This is a genomic window from Pantoea sp. ABR1s (assembly GCF_057812235.1).
Genome location: NZ_CM173823.1, coordinates 1,409,488 through 1,430,999, shown reverse-complemented (window position 1 = coordinate 1,430,999; position 21,512 = coordinate 1,409,488). Strand labels below are relative to the sequence as shown.

Sequence of the window (21,512 nt, the reverse complement as noted above, 5' to 3'; positions counted from 1 at the left end):
CAGGTCCCGCCATCCCTGGACTATTTTAGGAAAAAGACTACCAGCAATTAGTATTGAGGCCTGACGGGCAGTGCAATCCTTTCTTCACAATTCGGATTAATGCCATACTCCCGATGAGATAAATCGCATAAGCCCGACAGGTGAATATCTCTTTCCTGTCAGCCAATGACTAAGAATTATCTCTACTGCGCCCTGTGAAGTTAATCAAAGCGTCACACTATTATGTTCATATTTTGCACGATATAGCGCGGTTATCTGAGAACATGCCCCCTGCCCTGCCATTTGTACGTGGCTTCGCACTCCACTATCATCAGAGAAAACTCAATTTAAGACATTCAGGTGAACAACGCATGCTGGAGGTAATTGCAGATCCCTCGCTATGGGCGGGATTAGTAACGCTAATCGTTCTGGAACTGGTTTTAGGCATCGACAATCTGATCTTCATCGCCATCCTGGTGGAGAAGCTTCCAGGGCCGCTTCGCGACCGCGCGCGCGTGATTGGACTGCTGCTGGCGTTATTGTGCCGATTATTGCTGCTGGCATCGCTTTCCTGGCTGGTTACGCTGAAAGAACCCTGGATTACGCTTATGGGCCACCCCTTCAGTGCGCGCGATTTACTGTTGCTGACAGGCGGGATTTTCCTGCTATTTAAAGCCACCACAGAGTTGAATGAGCGTCTTGAAGGGGATGATGAGGCGTCCGGTCAACAAAAAGGCGGCGCTAAATTCTGGCCGGTGGTGGCGCAAATCGTGGTGCTGGATGCCATCTTCTCGCTGGATGCGGTGATTACTGCCGTCGGCATAGTTAATGACTTACCGGTCATGATGATTGCGGTCACCATCGCCATTCTGCTGATGCTGCTCGCCAGCAAGCCGTTAACCCGCTTCGTGAACAACCATCCGACGATTGTGATCCTCTGCTTAAGCTTTCTGCTGATGATCGGCTTCAGCCTGGTGGCGGAAGGCTTTGGTTTTGTGATTCCCAAAGGCTACCTCTATGCGGCAATCGGCTTCTCGGTGGTGATTGAGGCACTGAACCAGCTGGCGCACTTTAATCGTCGTCGGGTGCTGTCGGCCGGTCGTCCGCTACGCCAGCGCACGGCGGAAGCGGTGTTACGCCTGCTGCGCGGCGCGGCAGAACCGGCCGAGCTGGATGCGAAAACTTCGTCACTGATTGCTGACAGCGATGACAGCATGCTGTTTAACCGGCAGGAACGGGTGATGATTGCCCGCGTACTGGGCATGGGTCAGCGCCACATTAACAGCATCATGACCTCGCGCCACGACGTCGAACATATCGATCTCAGTGATGATCCGGCAGAGATTATGTCGCGCCTCGACCGCAATCAGCACACGCGAATACTGATCACAGATCACTCCAGCGAACCGCTGGGCGTGGTTCATGTTATCGATCTGCTGCACCAGTCACTGCACCACAATTCCCTCGATTTACGCGCCCTGATTCGACAGCCGCTGGTCTTTCCTGAACGGCTGACGGTGCTGCAGGCGCTGGAACAGTTTCGTCAGGCCCATACTCACTTCGCCTTTGTGGTTGATGAGTTTGGTTCGGTGGAAGGCGTGGTGACGCTGAGCGATGTAATGGAGACCATCGCCGGCAATCTGCCGAATGAGGCGGGTGAAATCGATGCTCGCTACGATATTCAGATTCAGGATGAAGGTCACTGGATTGCTAACGGTCATATGCCGCTGGAAGATCTGGCGCTCTATGTGAAATTGCCGCTCGATGAGCAGGGTGACTATCATACGCTGGCGGGATTACTGATGGATAAGCTGCAACACATCCCTCAGGAAGGCGAAGTGTTGCAACTGGGTGACTATCTGCTGCGAACGCTGCAGGTCGAAAATCATCGGGTGCAGAAAGTCGAGATCCTGCTGCAGCACGATATCAGTTACGAGGTCTGAGCGATTAGCAGGCAGAAGGAAATGCGCCCGCTACGGGCGCATGATTTTCTTCAGGTTCTCTTTGTTCTCGCCATCTTTCTGGCGATCGATCCACTGATTCAGCCGTGATTTCGCCTCACTCTGCAGCCGGTTACGCAGAACGTCATCCACCGGCAGAGAGTATTGCAGGCTGTCCCAGCTACCATACATGCGCAGCGGAACCGGCTGACTGGAGAGCGCCTTCACCAGCGCATCATCGCCACGCCAGCCGCTGATTTTCAGCCCCAGGGTCATATCCAGCTGTTGCTGCACCATGTCAACTTTGCCCGCACCCTGCAGGCCCAGATTCTGTCCGTTGCCATTGATATCGCTGAAGCTGAGTACGCCCTTATTCAGCGCCACCTGTGCGCTAATCGACTCAATCCCCTCATCCACCGCCTGATCGCTGCTGACCTTATCGCTGACCCGCGCCACGGCACGCTGCACCATCTGCTGCAGATTCAGCTGTGCCAGCTTCAGGTTGCTGGCGCTGATGGTCGCCCTGCCCTGCCAGCGACGTTTGGCTGCTTCGACCGTCAGCGTATCGCCAGACAGGTCGCCATCCAGACTCAGGTTCCCCTGCACGCTTTCCGGCAGTTCAAACGCTTTAAGCAGCGGCTGAATCGCAATTAAACGGAGTTGGGGTTTAAGGCTGACCCGCGTCTCTGGCTGACGGATATCGATACTGCCGGGAATGGAGAAGCTGCCATTGCCCAGCTTGCCGCTGAGCGTCTTCAGCGTCATCACTCCCTGCTGATTGCTGGCGTTCACCGAAAGACTGGTCAGAGAGAGTCCGCGCCATACCGCATTGTCAGCCTGTAACTTCAGCGCCAGATCCAGATCATTCAGCGGAGAGTCGGCGTTGCTGCGTTCCCGCGGCGCAGCTATTACCGGCGAACGGGCCACGGTGGCGTGCTGCACGCCAGGTGCGTCAGAGACGGGCGCACTGGTGAGTAAATTATCGACGTTAAGGTTGCTGGCTTTCAGATCCAGCGCCAGCTGCTGCGGTGGCGCAATATGGCCACTGCCCTGCCCGGTCAGGGTGCTGTCATTGGCGGTGAGCTGCAGATTACTGAAGGAGAGCTGCTGGCGGTCACCATCCCACTCGCCCTGCAGGCTCAGCGAGCCTTTGATCCCCTGGGCCGGAATGTCGGCGCCGGACAAGGTGTAATCAAGCTGCTGCAACTGGCCGCTGAGGCGATGGGGATATTGCGCGGCATCCAGCTGGCCTTTGAGATTCAGTGTGGCGTTGCGCTGGTTGCGCATCAGCGTGGTGCTCAGCGACAGGGTGGCCAGCTTGTTCGCGTCCTGTTCCATATTAATGTTGAGGTCGCGGAAATTATATTCGTCGCCGCCTGGCTGCTGCCAGATCAACAGACTGTCTGCTACCCGCAGTTTAGCGATATCGAATGACCAGCCGCTGGAAGGCGAAGCCGGCTCCGCATCACGCGGACCCTGGGGCGCATTTCTGGCACGCTGCGCGCGGCTATCTGGCGTCACCCGCACTATCGCATTTTTCAGCATCACCTGGCTGACGCTGAGCTGATGGGATAACAGTGGCCAGAGATCAACATCCAGCCGCATGTTTTCCGCCGAGACCATTGGCTGGCTGGCGCCCGGCGCGGTAAGACTCATCCGGCCGGCCAGAATGCTGAGCTGAGGCCAGACGTGCCAGCGCAGATCGCTGCTGACCTCAAGGCGATAACCACTGCGTTGTTCGACCTGCTGCACCATATAGGCACGAAAGTCGTTGGGATTGACCAGCAGCACCAGCGCGCTCATTCCCGTTACGACCACCACTAACAGGATGGCCAGCGTGGTTATCACTCTTTTCATTACATCCTCAGATCAGTCTTTGTCGATACGGCTGGCATCAGCGCCCTGCTGACCGCGATATTTCGCATCTTCACGCCGGTTGTAGGGACGCGCAGCCGGGCCTGAAAGCGGTTCAAAACTCAGCGCGCCGATCAACATGCCGGGACGCAGAGCCAGCGGCAGTTTACCTGAATTGTAGAACTCCAGCACGATACGGCCCTGCCAGCCAGGATCGATGCGGTGAGCCGTAACGTGTACCATTAACCCAAGTCGCGCCAGCGATGAACGGCCATCCAGCCAGCCGACCAGATCGTCAGGCAGCGTCACGGACTCCAGCGTCACCGCCAGCGCCAGCTCTCCCGGATGGAGGAAAAAAGCTTCGCCATCAGGCAACACGATCTCATCGCTCATGACCCGATCCAGTGCCGCGCTCACTTCCTGTTTCGGGCCGCTCAGATCGATAAAGGCCGCGGTATGACCGCTGAAGGTGCGGAACTGATTACCCAGACGCACATCGACGGTCGCCCCGTTAATGCGCTCGACCGGCGGGCGTGGCTCAATGGCCAGTTTGCCATTGTCCAGCCAGGCTTCAATATCGCGATCGCATAATCTCATTGCGGTAACTCCATGGCATAAGTGTAGCAAACCGGCATGCGTGCCTGCCGCCGGTCTGCACCACGTCCGGACGGACGTGCGTTATTCAAAAAACTGGTTGATTTTCGCCTTGAGGATATCGATGGCGATACGGTTTTTTCCGCCGCGCGGCACAATGATATCGGCGTACTGTTTTGATGGCTCGATAAACTGCAGGAACATCGGACGCACGGTCTTCTGATACTGACTCATTACCGAATCCATTGAGCGGCCACGCTCATTGACGTCACGTTTCATTCGGCGCATCAGACAGATGTCGAGCGGCGTGTCCACGAAGATAGAGAAGTTGAGTTCCTGGCGCAGACGGGCATCGGTTAACAGCAGAATGCCTTCAAGGATGATGACCTTTTTTGCGCTCAGATGATGCGTTTGCTGGGTGCGGGTGTGCTCAACGTAGCTGTAAACCGGCAGCTCAATATCCTGACCGGCTTTGACCGCCTGCAGATGCTGCAACAGCAAATCATGATCCATCGCGCTCGGATGGTCATAATTGGTTTTAACCCTCTCTTCCATGGTGAGGTGACTTTGATCTTTGTAATAAGCATCTTCCGGGATGACCCCGATGTGCTCGCCACCTACCTGATCACGGATTTCACGATAGAGCGTGCTGGCAATTAAACTTTTACCGGATGCGGAAGCGCCGGCAATGCCTACAATCACGCACTGATGAGACTTGTCAGTCATACTTTTTTAAGACCTGATAACTGGAGCCTGCCACTGGTCACACATTACGCGGGCAGCGGACGGGCCGAAATGGAGAGGGTGTGTTCGCGCTAAGTATAGGGATTTCGGCCTTTTGATGCCAGAGAAATGGCGTCGGCGACTTTTCAGACTTTCTCCTTTGGACGCCACTCATTTCACCGATAAACTAACGGCACACCATACTATAAAAAAAATGGCCTGCGCGGCACGCTGTTCAGACAACGCGTGTCGCTAACGTGACGACCGAAGATGCATCAGGAGTGGTATGCACTGGAAGACTTTGACCTATTTTGGCGACAGCATGCTGTTGATTCCAACAGCGGTGATTATTGCGCTGATTTTGCCGTGGAAGAGTGATAATCGTCATACGGTCTTTTACTGGATTGTGGCATTTGGCCTGGCTGGCCTGACCGTCAGCATCTCTAAAATTCTGTTTCTGGGTTTTGGCATCGGCAGCGCCCGCTTTAATTTTACCGGTTTCAGCGGCCACAGCGCCATGTCCGCCACGCTGTGGCCGGTCATGCTATGGCTGATTTCCGGGCGCTGGTCCGCGATGTGGCGCATTGCGGCGATTGGGGTTGGTTATCTGATTCCCCTGATGGTCGGTTTCTCCCGCCTGGTCATCCACGCACACTCAAAAAGTGAGGTGGTCACCGGGCTGCTGCTGGGCTTCACGCTGAGCACGGCGTTTCTGATCTCCCAGCGTCGCACCTCGCTCAAAGGCTTCAGCTGGCCGCAGGTCGGTGCTGCGCTGTTAGTGCCGTTTGTATTGATGAGTCACGGTCGTGTCGCCACCACGCAGCAGTTCCTGGAGCGTTTCGCCGCCAGCCTTGCGGGCATGGAGAAACCCTATACCCGCGCCGATCTTTTCCGCCAGTAATCAACGTGCTGGCAATCAATCTTAGCGTGCCCGTCAATTCGCCGAATAACGGGCAATATTGATTTCACCCCTTTTTTCTTTGCCGGATGTGCTAGCATGCAGTGAGAGAATGACTGGTGCCTGATACGCCATTGTGGAGCGCTGCACCCTGCCGGAAGTCCGCATGACGATAGAGATCCTGTCCCCGCAAAATAGCACGCCAAACCGCTGGCTCTCGGCGCTGCTCCTTGGCTGCGTGGTGTTTGTCCTGACACTCTTCTGTCTGGAACTGATCGTCGTCAGCGGCAAAATCTCCCCGCTCTGGTTTCCGACTACGTTAATGACCGTCGTGGTTTTCCGCTGCCCGTCACGCCAGCTCCCGCTGCTGCTGACAGCCTGCGTGCTTGGCACCGCCGGGGCTAACGCCATCATCATCGGGCCTGCCCTCTCGAACATTAAATTCGCCCTGCTCAATCTTATCCAGGCCGGTGTGGGTGGCATGCTGCTGCGCGCCCTGCTGGATCGGCGCGCGCCGCTGGATTCACTGCATGACTGGGCACGGATGGTACTGTCGGTGGGCATCGTGACGCCGGTGCTCGGCGGCCTGCTGGCACTCTGGACGCTGCAGGTCAGCGGCCACGCCTCGTTTCCCTTCTTTTATACCTGGGTGATCTCCGAAATCATCGGCATGCTGGTGTTAGGCCCGATGCTGTTACTGCTGCCGTGGCCGCTGCGTCGCACGGGGTTCAGCAATCTGCGCCTGGCCGAAGCTCTGCTGACGCTTCTTCTCACCCTCGGGGCCAGTTATCTGGCGCTGCGCTTTTTGCCGTGGCCCTTTACCTTTATCGTGGTGATCCTCTTCTGGTGCGCGGTCCGCCTGCCCAAGCTGCAGGCGTTCGTGCTGTTCTTCCTGAACGCCAGTTTTATCTCGATACTGCTCGCCTTTGATCTGGTCAGCGTGGTGAACAACAACAGCGCGCTGGGCCCGGTCTCCAGCTGGCTGCCGTTCCTGCTGGTGCTAATCCCCAGTCACATTATGTCGCTGGTGATGGATGCGTTCCGGCGCGAAAAGCTCCATATCACTGACAGTGAAACCCGCTTCCGTCACGCCATGGAGTACTCCGCCATCGGGATGGCGCTGGTGGCGCCCCACGGCAGCTGGTTGCAGGTCAACCGCTCGCTGTGCCAGATCCTGGGCTACCCGGCTGAGGAGCTGAAGCGGCTGACTTTTCAGCAGATCACCCATCCCGACGATCTCAGCCTCGATTTGCAACATGCGAACCGACTGCTGGCGGGTGAGATTGATACCTACACCTTTGAGAAGCGCTATTTCCGCAAAGATGGCGAGATTGTCTGGGCGCGGCTGACGGTATCGCTGGTGCGCGATGGTAACCAGGAACCGCTCTACTTTATTGCGCAGATTATCGATATCTCTGAGCTGAAGCAGAGCGAGCAGGTGAATCGCCGGCTGATGGAGCGTATTACGCTGGCCAACGAAGCGGGTGGCATTGGCGTATGGGAGTGGAACCTGCTGACCGGCGAGATGTTATGGGACAAGCGCATGTACGCGCTGTTTGGTCTTGCCCCGCATGAGTCACCCAGCTATGACCTCTGGATCCATCTGCTGCATCCCGCCGATCGCGAGTATGCCGCACTGACGGTGCAACAGGCGATTGAGCTTCGCAGCGCGTTTCACATGGAGTACCGCGTGGTCGATGACCAGGGACATCGCTGGGTGCGCACTCAGGCCAACCGGCTGCTGAGTAAAGAAGGCCGCATTGAGCGTATGCTGGGCATCTGTCAGGACATCACGCCGCTACGCAATCTTAACGAGGCGCTGTTTCAGGAGAAAGAGCGCATGGCGATCACCCTGGATTCGATCGGCGAAGCGGTCATCAGCACCGATAAAGAGATGCGCGTTGCCTTTATGAACCCGGTGGCGGAGAAAATGAGTGGCTGGTCGCAGGAGCAGGCCGCCGGTCAGCCGCTGAGTGAGCTGCTGCATATCACGCAGGGACGAAACGGCCCTGAGGTAGAGAGTTTGCTGTTATGCCAGCTGCCGCCGGAAAAAGTCACCCCCGGTCTCGCTGAAGATCTGGTGCTGCATACCCCGGACGGCGGCCATATCGATATTCACTACAGCATCACGCCGCTGCGTTCGGAAGCGGGTCTGGAACAGGGGGCGGTGATGGTCATTCAGGATGTGAGTGAGTCACGCAAACTGATGAAGCGCCTGAGCTACAGCGCGCTGCATGACACCCTGACCCGTCTGCCTAACCGCGCCAGCTTCGAACTTCAGCTTAAGCGTCTGCTGTTTGATGCCGCTGAACATCAGCATCAGCATGTGCTGGTGTTTATCGACCTTGATAAGTTTAAAGCGGTCAATGACAGCGCCGGGCATGCTGCAGGCGATGCGTTACTGCGCGAACTCTCCGATCTGATGCAGCACCCTCTGCGCAGCAGCGATTTCCTTGCGCGACTGGGCGGTGATGAGTTTGCACTACTGATGCCCGATTGCGATATCGCACAGGCACATGATGTGGTGCAGCGCATTGTCGCCGCGGTAAATAATTACCGGTTCCAGTGGCTGGGACGCCTCTATCAGGTCGGTGCCAGCGCGGGCGTGACGCAGATTTCAGCAGAAAACTATCAGAGCAGCGACGTGCTTTCGCAGGCGGACATCGCCTGTTACAACGCCAAACGCAGCGGGCGCGGACGGCTGGTGGTCTACGAACAGCATCGCTTACCGCTGTCGGGCAACCATCAGGGCATGGATGCGGCGATGATTGATGCGCTGCAGATCGAACTGCCCGCCTGGGCCGTTGCCCCGCCAAAAACGCCGCAGGCAGCCTTTATCTGGCTGCTTGAGGTGCAGCTGTTAACCGCTGACGGATTGCTGCTGGATGAGACACTGCTGCGCAATAACCTGCCTGATGAAACGCTGCGTCGCCGGCTGGATAATAATATTCTTGAGGCTTTTTTCCGCCACGACGTGCAGCGGCTCAATAACAAAGGCATTCCGGTGATTCTGCCGCTCAATGCCCAGGTGCTGAGTGATGCCGCCTTTGTGCAGCAACTCTGCCAGCGCTTTGTTGCCGCCGGTCTCTCCAGCAGCGGCTGTGGTTTTGCTTTCCCTGCAGCCAGCGTGCTGAGCCAGGGTGATCAGCTCTATGCCGCGCTGCTGCAACTGCGGCAGTGCGGCTGCCGCATCGTATTGCAGCATTTTGGCCGTAATCTGGATGCTTTTAATCTGCTGAGTGACGAGGTGGTCGATTATCTGGTGCTGGCACCTGAACTGGTTGCCAACGTTCACAATAATCTGATGGATGAGATGCTGCTGACCATCATTCAGGGCCAGGCCACACAGCGCAATATCTCGGTGCTGGCCGGTCCGGTTTCGGTACCGGCCCTGCTCAGCACCCTGGCTAACCTCGATGTTAATGGCGTCTGGGGCAGTGCCGTGGCGGAGCGCCAGCCGTTGCGTTCACTGGCTGAAGATCACATCTTCGCTATTCGTTAATTCCGGCGCTGCCCGCTTGCCACCCTGCTGAAGCTGCGCTAAAGTCGCCCCCTTTTTTCCGGCATGGGGGCGAAAATGTTCATAGGATTCGATTACGGCACGGCTAACTGCTCTATTGCAGTCAGCGAAAATGGCACGCCACGTCTGTTAACGCTGGAAAATGATCAGCGCCTGCTGCCGTCGATGATCTGTGCGCCGACCCGCGAGTCGATCAGCGAATGGCTCTATCGTCATCATCAGGTCGCGACACCTGACAGCGAAACCACGGCGCTGCTGCAGCGCGCGCTGCGATATAACCGCGAAGAAGATATCGACGTCCAGCCCAATAGCGTGCAGTTTGGCCTCACCGCGCTGCAGCACTATATGGTCGATCCCGAAGATGTCTGGTTCGTTAAATCCCCCAAATCGTTCCTCGGTGCTACTGGCCTGAAGCCACAGCAGATTGCCCTGTTTGAAGATCTGGTCTGCGCCATGATGCTGCATATCCGCAAGCAGGGTGAAAGCCAGCTTGATCAGGCTATCGATCAGGCGGTAATCGGCCGACCAGTCAACTTCCAGGGTTTAGGCAGTGAAGAGTCTAACCAGCAGGCTGAAGGTATTCTGCTGCGCGCCGCTCACCGCGCCGGTTTCCGCGACGTGGAGTTTCAGTTCGAACCGGTGGCGGCCGGACTCGATTTCGAAGCCACGCTACAGCAGGAGACGCGGGTACTGGTGGTGGATATTGGCGGTGGTACTACCGACTGCTCAATGTTGCTGATGGGGCCGAAGTGGCGTGATAAAGCTGACCGCCGTGAAAGCCTGCTGGGCCACAGCGGTTGCCGTGTCGGCGGTAACGACCTGGACATCATGCTGACGTTTAAGACCCTGATGCCGCTACTCGGTCTGGGCGGTAACACCCAGAAAGGCACCGCCCTGCCTGCGCTGCCGTGGTGGAATGCGATCGCCATCAATGATGTGCCGGCACAAAGTGACTTTTACAGTCCCGCCTGCGGAAAGTGGCTGCGGGATTTAGTGCGTGATGCGGAACAGGGTGACGTAGTGGCTCGCCTGCTGAAAGTGTGGCAGCAGAAGCTCAGTTATCGCCTGGTACGCGCAGCGGAAGAGAGCAAGATTGCGCTGTCAGCCAGCCCGGCGCATACCGCTTCCCTGGACTTTATTGCCGCCGCATTAGAGACAGAGATTGGCGTGGATCAGCTGCAGGACGCCATCAGTCAGCCGCTGGAGAAAATTCTGGAACAGGTGCAGCTGGCATTAGCCACCAGCCAGATTAAGCCTGATGTGATTTACCTGACCGGCGGCAGTGCGCGTTCGCCGTTGCTGCGCGCGGCGCTGCAGCAGACGCTGCCGGATACACCGATTGCGGGCGGCGATGATTTCGCCTCCGTCACCGCAGGGCTGGCCCGCTGGGCGGAAGTGATGTTCCGCTAGGCTTGCACTGCAATAACAAAGACGGCACCTGAGGGTGTAATGCCAGTCAGTTAAGCGACAGGTGATAACGCAGTCTGGTGCCGGGCCCCGGCCTGCTCTGAAGCTTGAGTGCATGTTGTCAGAAAGGGCACGAGAGTGGAGGCCTGAGCGCCTCTGCTGCTGAAAGGGCTATCCGCAGCGCTGAGGCGTGACGCCGGGCCAGAAGTCCACGCCGGGAAGCGTGGACAGTTCGGGGCCGGCCAGGGAGGGCCGATCCCCGAACGGTTCGTCGGCACGACGTCAAAGCCGAAGGTACCGCGTGAGCGGCGCGAGGACGGCCCGGCAGCAGCAGAGGTGCTCAGGCCCGTACTGCGGCTCGCTCGCCCGGAAAATCAGAATGCAATATTGGCGCTGATACCGCCGATAAACGCATCTTTCACTTCACTGACTGCGCCTGGTGCAACCACATACTGCAGGTTAGGTCGCAGTGACATCCAGTTAGTTACTTTGGCGTTGTAGTAAACCTCATAGTTGTACTCTGAACCTTCCTGAATCGGCAGATAGGTCGGGCTGTCAAAGCGGCTCTCGCCATTAGCCTGATTCTGCTGACGCAGTGAGCGGGTATAGTCGCTGTTCACATGAATCCGTGACGCGCCCACGCCGATCTCATCCTGAGGACGGGCATCAAACGGGCCTGTCCAGGTAAACGCAATAGACTGGTAGTTGTCGGTCTTTGAGGTCTTGTGATCGTTCATCACCGCCTGCACCCGCACGCCCAGACCGCGATTCACATCGCCATCCTGCGCGGTCAGCTGTTGCTGTAACAGCAGATAGCCGCCATAGGAATGGGCCTGATCCTGATAGCCGCCGTTGCGCCAGCTGCCATAAACATCGCCATCCACTGAGGAATAGTAATAGCCGATGCGGTAGTTACCCGGTAATTTCTCCGGCCCGAAGGTTGGTTTCCAGCCCAGTTCGACCGGCACCAGATTCCCTTCTGAATTGCTGGTATCCAGACGGAAACCATCACCGCGATCGTAGTTAGCGCTGTTCTGATTATAGAAACCGACCTGGAAGAAAACGTCCGGCGTGATATTGAATTTCACCCGGCCGCCCCACTGCGAGACCGGCCAGTTAAACCAGCGATCGCCGCGCCAGTTACCCGCCTGCCCGCTGCCCAGAGCCAGGTTCTGGAACAGATTGCCATCGAAGTTATCGAAGTCTTCCCCTACCGTCACCCGCCCGGCTTTCACATCGACCACATCGTTAAACAATCCTTTGCGCAACCAGAACTGGGTCAGACGCCAGGTCTGGCCGCGACCGTAAACCTCCTGCACCGAGGAGAGCATACCGGTGCGTTGATCCGCGACCTGTTCAGAAAGATTCTGTCCGTTACGACTGGTCACGGTCATCTGGAACTCGGCATCCTGCCAGTCCAGCAACTTCTGCAGATCGAAATTGGTGCCAAACGACCACTGATCGCTGTAGCGCATGGTGGTATTGGTATCTGCCCCGCCGCCTAAATTCGCGGCGCTTTCCATGGTGTAGTTAACGTCAAACTTAATGCCGTCGTCCTGCAGCTGCGTTCGGTACCCGCCCCAGTCACCAAACATCCATTCGGAGTCCGGGCTCAGGGCGTCAGCGGCAAACGCCTGCGCGGAAAACATGGCCAGGATCAGGGTGCCGGTTGCCACACGGCGCAGCGGGAAACGCTGCTCTGCTTTTCTGTTTTTCATCTTGCTTATTCTTATGTAAGTTACGGAAAATGACGCGCAGAGGATAGTGCTGGATAACCTCTGTTTTTTGTAAATACGTGCGCATAATTACCCGTAACATCCGTTTATTAACGCATTTGTGATCGGGATCGCTGATTGGTTATTCTCTGGGCGGGGTGCCAATTTTTTGACAGGTGTAGCGTAAAAAGGGGCGCTATCGCCCCTTGTGTTTACTGGCTTGCCTGATTCAGTTGTTCAATCTGCGCCGGGGTCAGCGTCAGCTGCATCGCGCCAGTCAGATCGTCGAGCTGTTTCAGCGAGGTGGCACTGACAATCGGTGCGGTGATGCCGGGACGGGCGATCAGCCAGGCCAGCGCCACCTGCGTCGGCGTCACCTGATGCGCTTCGCTGATAGCGTCCAGTGCGTCCAGGATCCGCAAACCGCGCGGGTTAAGGTATTTATCTACGACACCCTGACCGCGCGCGCTTTTACCGGCATCCGCCGCCTCGCGGTATTTGCCACTGAGAAAGCCGCTGGCGAGTGAATAGTAGTTAATAACGCCCAGCCCCTGCGCCATCACCACCGGCTCCAGCTCCGATTCATAGGGCTGGCGGTCATAAAGGTTGTATTCAGGTTGCAGGGTTTCATAGCGCGCCAGCCCCTGCGTTTCACTGACCTGCAACGCCTCCTGCAGCCGTGCCGCGCTGTAATTGGAAGCACCAATCGCCCGCACTTTGCCCTCTCTGATCAGGCTGTCAAAGGCGCTCAGGGTTTCTGCCAGCGGCGTATCCTGATCGTCGCGGTGCGCCTGGTAGAGATCGATATAGTCGGTCTGCAACCGGCGCAGTGAATCTTCAACTGCCTGACGGATATATTGCGGTTTCAGCCCGGTTTTCTCCGGCGACAATTCCATGCCGACCTTGGTTGCCAGCACGATCTGGTCGCGTTTGCCGCTTTTTTTCAGCCATTCACCCATAATGGTTTCCGATTCACCGCCTTTATTGCCCGGTGCCCAGCGGGAATAGACGTCGGCGGTATCGATAAACCACAGGCCTCGATCCACCAGCGCATCCAGCAGAGAAAAGGAGGTGGTTTGATCCACTGTCCAGCCAAACACGTTGCCGCCAAACGTCAGCAACGGCACCGCGATACCACTGTCACCCAACTGCCGGGTTTGATTCTGACTCATTTCCTGCTCCTTATTTGCCTGAAAAAACCGTCTGTCTTTCAGCATAGCAAAGTGATTTCACGGCTTTATGACGATTGTGATGCGATTAATGAAAGAACAGGCATAATTACCCCGCCCTGACAGATATCCTTATTTCCTTCAACTTCTGCCCGTCAGAGGCGGCTACACTCTGTCGTTTGCAGGCTACCCATTTGATGCCTGCGCCTGGGACTACGTCACTGCTGGAGAGCACCAACAATCATGAGCACCCGACATCCTGTTATGAAGAAAACCCTTATCGTGCTGGCCCTGATCGCCGTAGCCGCTGGCGGCTATTATGCCTGGCAGCGCCATGCCCAGCCGCAGAGCAGCAGTCAGAGTGACGCACCTGCGCCACGTGGCGGCAAAGGCGGCGGTGACGGCGCCCGTCGTCCCCTCGCGCCGGTTCAGGCCGCTACGGCCACCAGCCAGAGCGTGCCGCACTATCTGAGTGGACTGGGTACGGTGACCGCGGCTAACACGGCCACGGTGCGCAGCCGGGTCAATGGCGATCTGCTGGCAATCCACTTCACCGAAGGGCAGCAGGTAAAAGCGGGCGAGCTACTGGCAGAAGTCGACCCACGGCCTTATCAGGTGGCGTTAACGCAGGCGCAGGGCCAGTTGGCGAAAGATCAGGCGACGCTGGCCAACGCCCGTCGTGACCTGGCGCGCTTCGAGAAGCTGGCAAAAAACTCGCTGGTGTCGCAACAGGAGCTGGATACCCAGCGCTCACTGGTCAGTGAAACGCTCGGCACGCTGAAAGCGGATGAAGGAAGCGTCGCCAGTGCGCAGCTCAATCTTACCTACAGCCGGATCACTGCGCCGATTGCCGGCCGGGTCGGGCTGAAACAGGTGGACGTCGGCAACTACGTCACCAGCGGCGACACCACCGGTATCGTGGTGATCACCCAGACGCACCCGATTGATGTGGTCTTTACCCTGGCTGAGAACAGCATCAGTTCCATACTCAAGGCGCAGAAGAGCGGTGAGTCGCTGCTGGTGGAGGCCTGGGATCGCAGTAATCAGAATCTGATCGCCAGCGGCAAACTGCTGAGCCTCGATAACCAGATTGATGTCACCACCGGCACCATCAAAATCAAAGCGCGTTTTGATAATCAGGACGACACGCTGTTTCCTAATCAGTTCTTGAATGTGCGGCTGAAGGTCAACACCCTGCAGGATGCGATTGTTATCCCACCTGCCGCGCTGCAGATGGGCAACGAAGGCAACTTTGTCTGGGTGGTTAACAGTGACAACAAGGTCAGCAAGAAAAGCGTGATTGCCGGCTTGCAGGATAGCGAGAAAGTGGTGGTCAGCGCCGGTCTGGAGGCGGGTGAACGCGTCGTGACCGATGGGCTGGATCGCCTCACGGAAGGCGCAAAAGTCGAGGTGGTCGCGCCGCAGAGCAACGCACCGCGCGCTACCCGCGCCACCCTGCCGTCAAAAGGAGAGCGTGAGTAATGCAGGTCATGCCTCCCGATCACAGTGGCGGACCGTCACGCCAGTTTATCCTGCGGCCGGTCGCCACCACGCTGTTGATGATTGCGATCCTGCTGGCCGGGGTGCTGGGCTACCGCTTCCTGCCGGTCTCGGCGCTGCCGGAAGTCGACTATCCGACTATCCAGGTCGTCACGCTCTATCCGGGTGCCAGCCCGGATGTGGTCACCTCCTCCATCACCGCGCCGCTTGAGCGCCAGTTTGGTCAGATGTCTGGCCTGAAACAGATGGCGTCGCAAAGCTCCGGCGGTGCCTCGGTGGTGACGCTGCAGTTCCAGCTGACGCTGCCGCTGGATGTGGCAGAGCAGGAGGTGCAGGCTGCCATTAACTCCGCCACTAACCTGCTGCCCAACGACCTGCCTAATCCGCCGGTCTACAGCAAGGTGAATCCTGCCGATCCACCGATCATGACGCTTGCCGTCACCACGCGCAGCATGCCGCTGACGCAGGTGCAGGACATGGTGGAAACGCGGGTGGCGCAGAAAATCTCTCAGGTCAGCGGCGTCGGACTGGTGACGCTATCGGGCGGTCAGCGTCCGGCGGTGCGGGTGAAAATGAATGCGCAGGCGCTGGCTGCGCTGGGTCTGACCAGCGAAACGGTGCGGACCGCCATCAGCAATGCCAACGTAAATTCGGCCAAAGGCAGCCTGGATGGTCCGACCCGCTCAGTTACCCTGTCAGCCAATGATCAGATGAAATCAGCGGAGGATTATCGCCAGCTGATTATCAGCTACAAAAACGGCGCACCGGTGCGCCTTGGCGACGTGGCGACCATAGAACAGGGAGCAGAAAACAGCTGGCTCGGCGCCTGGGCCAACCGCGATGCGGCGATTGTGCTCAACGTTCAGCGTCAGCCTGGTGCCAATATCATCGCCACAGCAGATAATATCCGTGCCATGTTGCCCGCCCTGACCGCAGCCCTGCCGAAGTCGGTGGAGGTTAAACTGCTCACCGACCGCACCACCAATATTCGTGCTTCGGTCAACGACACGCAGTATGAGCTGATGCTGGCGATGGCGCTGGTGGTGATGATCATCTATCTGTTTCTGCGCAACGTGCCCGCCACGCTGATCCCGGCGGTTGCGGTGCCTCTGTCGCTGATCGGCACCTTTGCGGCGATGTACTTCCTCGGCTTTTCAATTAACAACCTGACACTGATGGCGCTGACCATCGCAACCGGCTTTGTGGTCGATGATGCCATCGTGGTGATTGAGAACATCTCACGCTATATCGAGAAAGGGGAAAAGCCGCTCACCGCCGCGCTGAAAGGTGCCGGCGAGATCGGCTTTACCATTATCTCCCTCACCTTCTCGCTGATTGCGGTCCTGATCCCGCTGCTGTTTATGGGCGACGTGATCGGCCGTCTGTTCCGCGAATTTGCCGTGACGCTGGCGGTGGCGATTCTGATTTCAGCGGTGGTCTCACTGACCCTGACGCCGATGATGTGCGCCAGGATGCTGAGCGCGGAGTCGCTGCGCAAACAGAACCGCTTTTCGCGGGCCAGCGAAGCGATGTTTGATCGTATCGTGGCCGCCTATGGCCGCGGCCTGAAACGGGTACTTAATCATCCCTGGCTCACGCTGTCGGTGGCGCTTGGCACCCTGGTGCTGACGCTGTTGCTGTGGATGATCATCCCGAAAGGCTTTTTCCCGCAGCAGGACAACAGCATTATTCAGGGCACGCTGCAGGCACCGCAGTCAGTCTCCTATGCCAGCATGGCGCAGCGCACCCGCGACGTCGCCTCCATCATCATGAAAGATCCGGCAGTGGAGAGCATGACTTCGTTTGTCGGCGTGGATGGCACCAATGCCTCGCTGAACAGCGCGCGTCTGCAGATCAACCTCAAACCGCTGGATCAACGCGACGACCGCATTCCTGCCATTCAGCAGCGCCTGCAACAGCAGGTCAGTGAGGTACCGGGCGTGCAGCTGTGGCTGCAGGCGGTGCAGGATCTCACCATCGATACCCAGGCGAGCCGCACTCCCTATCAGTTCACGCTGCAATCGGGTTCACTGTCTTCACTCAGCACCTGGGTTCCGGCGCTGCTGACCCGGCTCAGCACCCTGCCACAGCTGCGCGATGTCAGCAGTGACTGGCAGGATCAGGGACTGGAAGCCTATGTCAAAGTGGACCGCGACAGCGCCAGCCGCCTCGGCATCAGCATGGCGGATGTCGATAACGCGCTGTACAACGCCTTTGGTCAGCGGCTCATCTCCACCATTTATACCCAGGCGAACCAGTATCGGGTGGTGCTGGAGCAGGACAATAGTGCCACTCCAGGCATGGAGAGCCTGAATGCGATTCGCCTTAACAGCAGCGACGGCGGCAGCGTACCGCTGAGCGCCATTGCCCGCATTGAACAGCGCAACACGCCGCTCAGCATTAATCATCTCGACCAGTTCCCGTCGGCGACCTTCTCCTTCAACGTGGCTGACGGCTATTCGCTGGAAGATGCGGTGAAAGCGGTGTCGCAGGCTGAAGCCGAGCTTGGCATGCCCGCAGAGCTGATGACGCAGTTCCAGGGCAGCACGCTGGCGTTTGAGGCGGCGCTGAGCAGCACCGTCTGGCTGATTGTGGCGGCCATTGTGGCGATGTACATCGTGCTGGGCGTGCTTTATGAAAGCTTTATTCACCCCATCACGATTCTCTCAACGCTGCCCACGGCGGGTGTCGGCGCGCTGCTGGCGCTGATGCTCAGCGGCAATGAGCTGGATATCGTAGCGATAATCGGCATCATCCTGCTGATCGGCATCGTGAAAAAGAACGCCATCATGATGATCGACTTTGCGCTGGCGGCCGAGCGTGAACAGGGTATGAAGCCTGTTGATGCCATTTATCAGGCCTGCCTGCTTCGCTTCCGCCCGATTCTGATGACCACGCTGGCCGCCCTGCTCGGCGCGCTGCCGCTGATGCTCAGCACCGGCGTCGGTGCCGAACTGCGTCATCCGCTGGGGATTGCCATGGTCGGCGGGCTGATTCTGAGCCAGGTGCTGACCCTGTTTACCACCCCGGTGATCTACCTGCTGTTTGATCGACTTGCGCACGCCACCCGCCGCCGCTTTGCCCGCACGGAGGCCGCAGAGTGAAGTTCTTTGCCCTGTTCATCAACCGGCCCGTCGCCACTACCCTGCTGACGCTGGCCATCGCACTGGCGGGGATGCTGGGTTTCCGGCTGCTGCCGGTGGCGCCGCTGCCGCAGGTTGATTTTCCGGTGATTGTTATCTCGGCTTCGCTGCCGGGTGCCGCACCGGAGATCATGGCGTCGTCGGTGGCCACGCCGCTGGAGCGCTCGCTGGGACGCATCGCGGGCGTCAGTGAAATGACCTCAACCAGTTCGCTGGGCAGCACCCGCATCATTCTGGTGTTTGATTTTGATCGCGACATCAACGGAGCCGCGCGCGATGTTCAGGCCGCGATTAACGCGGCGCAAAGCCTGCTGCCTACCGGGATGCCGTCGCGCCCGACCTATCGCAAAGTGAACCCTTCAGATGCGCCGATTATGATCATGACGCTGACTTCGGATACCTATAATCCGGGTCAGCTCTACGATTACGCCTCGACCCAGCTGGCGCAGAAACTGTCACAGATTGAGGGCGTGGGCGACGTCACCGTGGGCGGCAGCTCGCTGCCTGCGGTCCGCGTGGCCCTGAATCCACAGGCGCTGTTTAATCAGGGCGTCTCGCTGGATGCAGTGCGCACCGCCATTTCCAACGCCAATCAGCGACGGCCGCAGGGCGCACTGGATGATTCGCAGCAGCGCTGGCAGTTGCGTACCAATGACGCGCTGCAGACCGCCAGTGAGTATCAGCCGCTGATAGTGCATTACAACAACGGCGCGGCGGTCAGGCTGTCGGATGTGGCGACAGTCGAAGATTCAGTGCAGGACGTACGCAACGCCGGGATGTCGCGCGGTAAACCGGCGGTGCTGCTGCTGATCCGCAAAACGCCTGAAGCCAACGTCATCGATACGGTGGACCGCATCCGCGCCGAAATGCCGCTGCTGCATGAGGTGATCCCGGCCGCCATCGATCTGCAGATCGCTCAGGATCGCTCACCCACCATTCGCGCCTCGCTGCATGAGGTGGAGCAGTCGCTGGTGATCGCCGTGGCGCTGGTGATTCTGGTAGTGTTTGTTTTCCTGCGTTCAGGCCGCGCCACGCTGATCCCCGCCGTCGCGGTGCCGGTTTCACTGATCGGCACCTTCGCCGCAATGTACCTGTGCGGCTTCAGCCTCAACAATCTGTCGCTGATGGCGCTGACCATCGCCACCGGCTTTGTGGTGGATGATGCGATTGTAGTGCTGGAGAACATTGCCCGGCACGTGGAAGCGGGCATGAAGCCGCTGGCCGCCGCGCTGAAAGGGGTGCGGGAAGTCGGTTTTACCGTGTTGTCGATGAGCCTGTCACTGATTGCCGTGTTCCTGCCGCTGCTGATGATCGGCGGACTGATTGGCCGCTTCTTCTCAGAATTTGCCATTACGCTGTCGGTGGCTATCGTCATCTCGCTGTTTATCTCGGTTACCCTGACGCCGGTGATGTGCGCCTATCTGCTGAAGCCGCACGCGCCGCGCAGCCAGCCGCGTCAGCGCGGCGCGGGCCGCCTGCTGATGGCGATCCAGCAGGGCTATGGCCGCTCGCTTAGCGTGGTACTGAACCATGCGCGCTGGGTGATGGTGCTGTTTTTCGCCACCATCGTCCTGACCGGCTGGCTGTTTGTTCATATTCCAAAAACCTTTATGCCGGAGCAGGATACCGGACGACTTTCCGGTTTCATCTCTGCCGACCAGAGCATTTCGTTTCAGGCGATGCGCAGTAAGCTGCAGGATTTTATGGAGATTGTCGGGGCCGATCCGGCGGTAGAGAGCGTGGTGGGCTTCACCGGCGGGATGCGTACCAACAGTGGCTCCATGTTTATCTCGCTGAAGCCGCTGTCGGAGCGGAAAGAGAGCGCAGTGGAGATTATCGCCCGCCTGCGCAATAAGCTGGCGAAAGAACCCGGGGCGAGTCTCTATCTGAATGCGGTGCAGGATCTGCGCGTCGGCGGTCGGGAATCGAATGCCGGTTATCAATATTCCCTGCTGTCGGACGACCTTAAAGCCCTGCGTGAGTGGGAGCCAAAAATCCGTCAGGCGTTCTCTGCCCTGCCGCAGCTGGCGGATGTGAACTCCGATCAGCAGGATAAAGGCAGCGAGATGGCGCTGACCTATGACCGGGAAAGCATGGCGCGGCTTGGCATTGATGTCTCTCAGGCCAATGCCCTGCTGAATAACGCCTTTGGTCAGCGTCAGATCTCCACCATCTATCAGCCGCTTAACCAGTACAAAGTGGTGATGGAGGTCGATCCGCGCTACACCCAGGATATCAGCGCCCTGTCGCAGATGTTTGTGATAAACAGCGAAGGTAAAGCGATTCCGTTGTCGTGGTTCGCCCACTGGCAGCCCGCGAATGCGCCGCTCTCGGTCAACCATGAAGGGCTGTCTGCCGCCTCGACCATCTCATTTAACCTGCCGGAAGGTGTGTCGCTGTCGCAGGCGTCGGAGGCGATTGAACGCACCATGACCGCGATTGGCGTGCCCTCCAGCGTGCGCGGCAGCTTTGCCGGTACGGCGCAGGTGTTTCAGCAGTCGCAAAGTAATCAGCTCTGGCTGATGCTGGCGGCGATTGCGGCAGTCTATATCGTGCTGGGGATCCTCTATGAGAGCTATGTCCATCCGCTGACTATCCTCTCTACCCTGCCCTCGGCGGGTGTCGGTGCGCTGCTGGCGCTGGAGCTGTTCGATACGCCCTTCAGCCTGATTGCGCTGATCGGTATTCTGCTGCTGATCGGAATCGTGAAAAAGAACGCCATCATGATGGTCGATTTTGCGCTGGAGGCAGAGCGCAACGGCCAGCTCAGCGCGCGGGAGGCGATTTTCCAGGCGTGCCTGTTGCGCTTCCGGCCGATTATGATGACGACGCTGGCGGCGCTGTTTGGCGCGCTGCCGCTGGTGCTGACCAGCGGCGACGGCGCAGAGCTGCGTCAGCCGCTGGGGATTACCATTGCAGGCGGACTGGTGATGAGCCAGTTACTGACGCTCTACACCACGCCGGTGGTCTATTTAATGATGGATAAGTTGCGCCGTAAAAAACGCCCGCTGGCTGCCGCGCAGCAGCCGTAACAGATATGGCGGCAGCAGGCATCGGACGTGACGCCTTT

Annotated in this window: 12 protein-coding genes; 7 read left to right on the top strand and 5 right to left on the bottom strand. The window is 58.2% G+C overall.

From position 1 onward, the window contains the following. Positions 1-350 precede the first annotated feature (350 nt). Entirely contained in the window at positions 351-1,922 is a 1,572-nt protein-coding gene (locus tag ACXKZD_RS06560; protein ID WP_488981953.1) for a TerC family protein, read from the top strand. 30 nt (positions 1,923-1,952) lie between these two features. Here ACXKZD_RS06560 and asmA read toward each other — a convergent pair whose 3' ends face one another. The 3 genes from asmA to udk form a co-directional block, all read right to left on the bottom strand. Next, positions 1,953-3,776, bottom strand: a complete 1,824-nt coding sequence (asmA, locus tag ACXKZD_RS06555) for an outer membrane assembly protein AsmA (RefSeq protein ID WP_427052858.1) — start codon at positions 3,774-3,776, stop codon at positions 1,953-1,955. 12 nt (positions 3,777-3,788) lie between these two features. Beyond that, complete coding sequence (gene dcd, locus ACXKZD_RS06550; RefSeq protein WP_004571280.1) at positions 3,789-4,370, bottom strand: dCTP deaminase; 582 nt, start codon at positions 4,368-4,370, stop codon at positions 3,789-3,791. An 81-nt stretch (positions 4,371-4,451) separates the two neighbouring features. Then, positions 4,452-5,093, bottom strand: a complete 642-nt coding sequence (udk, locus tag ACXKZD_RS06545) for a uridine kinase (RefSeq protein ID WP_010670982.1) — start codon at positions 5,091-5,093, stop codon at positions 4,452-4,454. 283 nt (positions 5,094-5,376) lie between these two features. On the opposite strand from udk, the gene ACXKZD_RS06540 reads away from it, so the two are divergent. From ACXKZD_RS06540 to yegD, 3 genes are all read left to right on the top strand, one after another. Then, positions 5,377-5,991 (top strand): phosphatase PAP2 family protein, encoded by a 615-nt coding sequence (locus ACXKZD_RS06540; protein WP_010248160.1) that lies wholly within the window; start codon positions 5,377-5,379, stop codon positions 5,989-5,991. Positions 5,992-6,154: 163 nt separating this feature from the next. After that, positions 6,155-9,490, top strand: coding sequence for a diguanylate cyclase (locus ACXKZD_RS06535; protein ID WP_407162970.1), 3,336 nt, complete (start codon positions 6,155-6,157; stop codon positions 9,488-9,490). A gap of 75 nt (positions 9,491-9,565) precedes the next feature. Continuing rightward, positions 9,566-10,918 carry a molecular chaperone gene (yegD, locus tag ACXKZD_RS06530; protein WP_010248167.1) on the top strand — a complete coding sequence of 451 codons (1,353 nt, stop codon included), beginning with the start codon at positions 9,566-9,568 and terminating at the stop codon, positions 10,916-10,918. Positions 10,919-11,289: 371 nt separating this feature from the next. Here the strand turns inward: yegD and ACXKZD_RS06525 are convergent, their stop codons facing one another. Then, positions 11,290-12,633: a carbohydrate porin gene (locus tag ACXKZD_RS06525; RefSeq protein WP_033772209.1), complete on the bottom strand. Its 1,344-nt coding sequence runs from the start codon at positions 12,631-12,633 to the stop codon at positions 11,290-11,292. Between the two features lie 209 nt (positions 12,634-12,842). Further along, complete coding sequence (locus ACXKZD_RS06520; protein WP_010670985.1) at positions 12,843-13,802, bottom strand: aldo/keto reductase; 960 nt, start codon at positions 13,800-13,802, stop codon at positions 12,843-12,845. Positions 13,803-14,042: 240 nt separating this feature from the next. Between ACXKZD_RS06520 and ACXKZD_RS06515 the strand changes: the two genes are divergently transcribed. The 3 genes from ACXKZD_RS06515 to mdtC are packed head-to-tail and all read left to right on the top strand — an operon-like array spanning position 14,043 to position 21,474. Next, positions 14,043-15,281 carry an MdtA/MuxA family multidrug efflux RND transporter periplasmic adaptor subunit gene (locus ACXKZD_RS06515; RefSeq protein ID WP_488981952.1) on the top strand — a complete coding sequence of 413 codons (1,239 nt, stop codon included), beginning with the start codon at positions 14,043-14,045 and terminating at the stop codon, positions 15,279-15,281. Beyond that, positions 15,281-18,403 (top strand): MdtB/MuxB family multidrug efflux RND transporter permease subunit, encoded by a 3,123-nt coding sequence (locus ACXKZD_RS06510; protein ID WP_033772219.1) that lies wholly within the window; start codon positions 15,281-15,283, stop codon positions 18,401-18,403. The genes ACXKZD_RS06515 and ACXKZD_RS06510 overlap by 1 nt, the downstream gene beginning before the upstream one ends. Next, complete coding sequence (mdtC, locus tag ACXKZD_RS06505) at positions 18,400-21,474, top strand: multidrug efflux RND transporter permease subunit MdtC (protein WP_480251315.1); 3,075 nt, start codon at positions 18,400-18,402, stop codon at positions 21,472-21,474. The genes ACXKZD_RS06510 and mdtC overlap by 4 nt, the downstream gene beginning before the upstream one ends. The last annotated feature ends 38 nt before the right edge of the window (positions 21,475-21,512 follow it).

Bases quoted from the DNA above. Each gene is read 5' to 3' on its own strand.
- asmA (WP_427052858.1), bottom strand. From the start codon at position 3,776: ATGAAAAGAGTGATAACCACGCTGGCCATCCTGTTAGTGGTGGTCGTA.
- ACXKZD_RS06520 (WP_010670985.1), bottom strand. From the start codon at position 13,802: ATGAGTCAGAATCAAACCCGGCAGTTGGGTGACAGTGGTATCGCGGTG.
- dcd (WP_004571280.1), bottom strand. From the start codon at position 4,370: ATGAGATTATGCGATCGCGATATTGAAGCCTGGCTGGACAATGGCAAA.
- ACXKZD_RS06525 (WP_033772209.1), bottom strand. From the start codon at position 12,633: ATGAAAAACAGAAAAGCAGAGCAGCGTTTCCCGCTGCGCCGTGTGGCA.
- ACXKZD_RS06560 (WP_488981953.1), top strand. From the start codon at position 351: ATGCTGGAGGTAATTGCAGATCCCTCGCTATGGGCGGGATTAGTAACG.
- ACXKZD_RS06540 (WP_010248160.1), top strand. From the start codon at position 5,377: ATGCACTGGAAGACTTTGACCTATTTTGGCGACAGCATGCTGTTGATT.
- ACXKZD_RS06515 (WP_488981952.1), top strand. From the start codon at position 14,043: ATGAGCACCCGACATCCTGTTATGAAGAAAACCCTTATCGTGCTGGCC.
- ACXKZD_RS06510 (WP_033772219.1), top strand. From the start codon at position 15,281: ATGCAGGTCATGCCTCCCGATCACAGTGGCGGACCGTCACGCCAGTTT.
- udk (WP_010670982.1), bottom strand. From the start codon at position 5,093: ATGACTGACAAGTCTCATCAGTGCGTGATTGTAGGCATTGCCGGCGCT.
- ACXKZD_RS06535 (WP_407162970.1), top strand. From the start codon at position 6,155: ATGACGATAGAGATCCTGTCCCCGCAAAATAGCACGCCAAACCGCTGG.
- yegD (WP_010248167.1), top strand. From the start codon at position 9,566: ATGTTCATAGGATTCGATTACGGCACGGCTAACTGCTCTATTGCAGTC.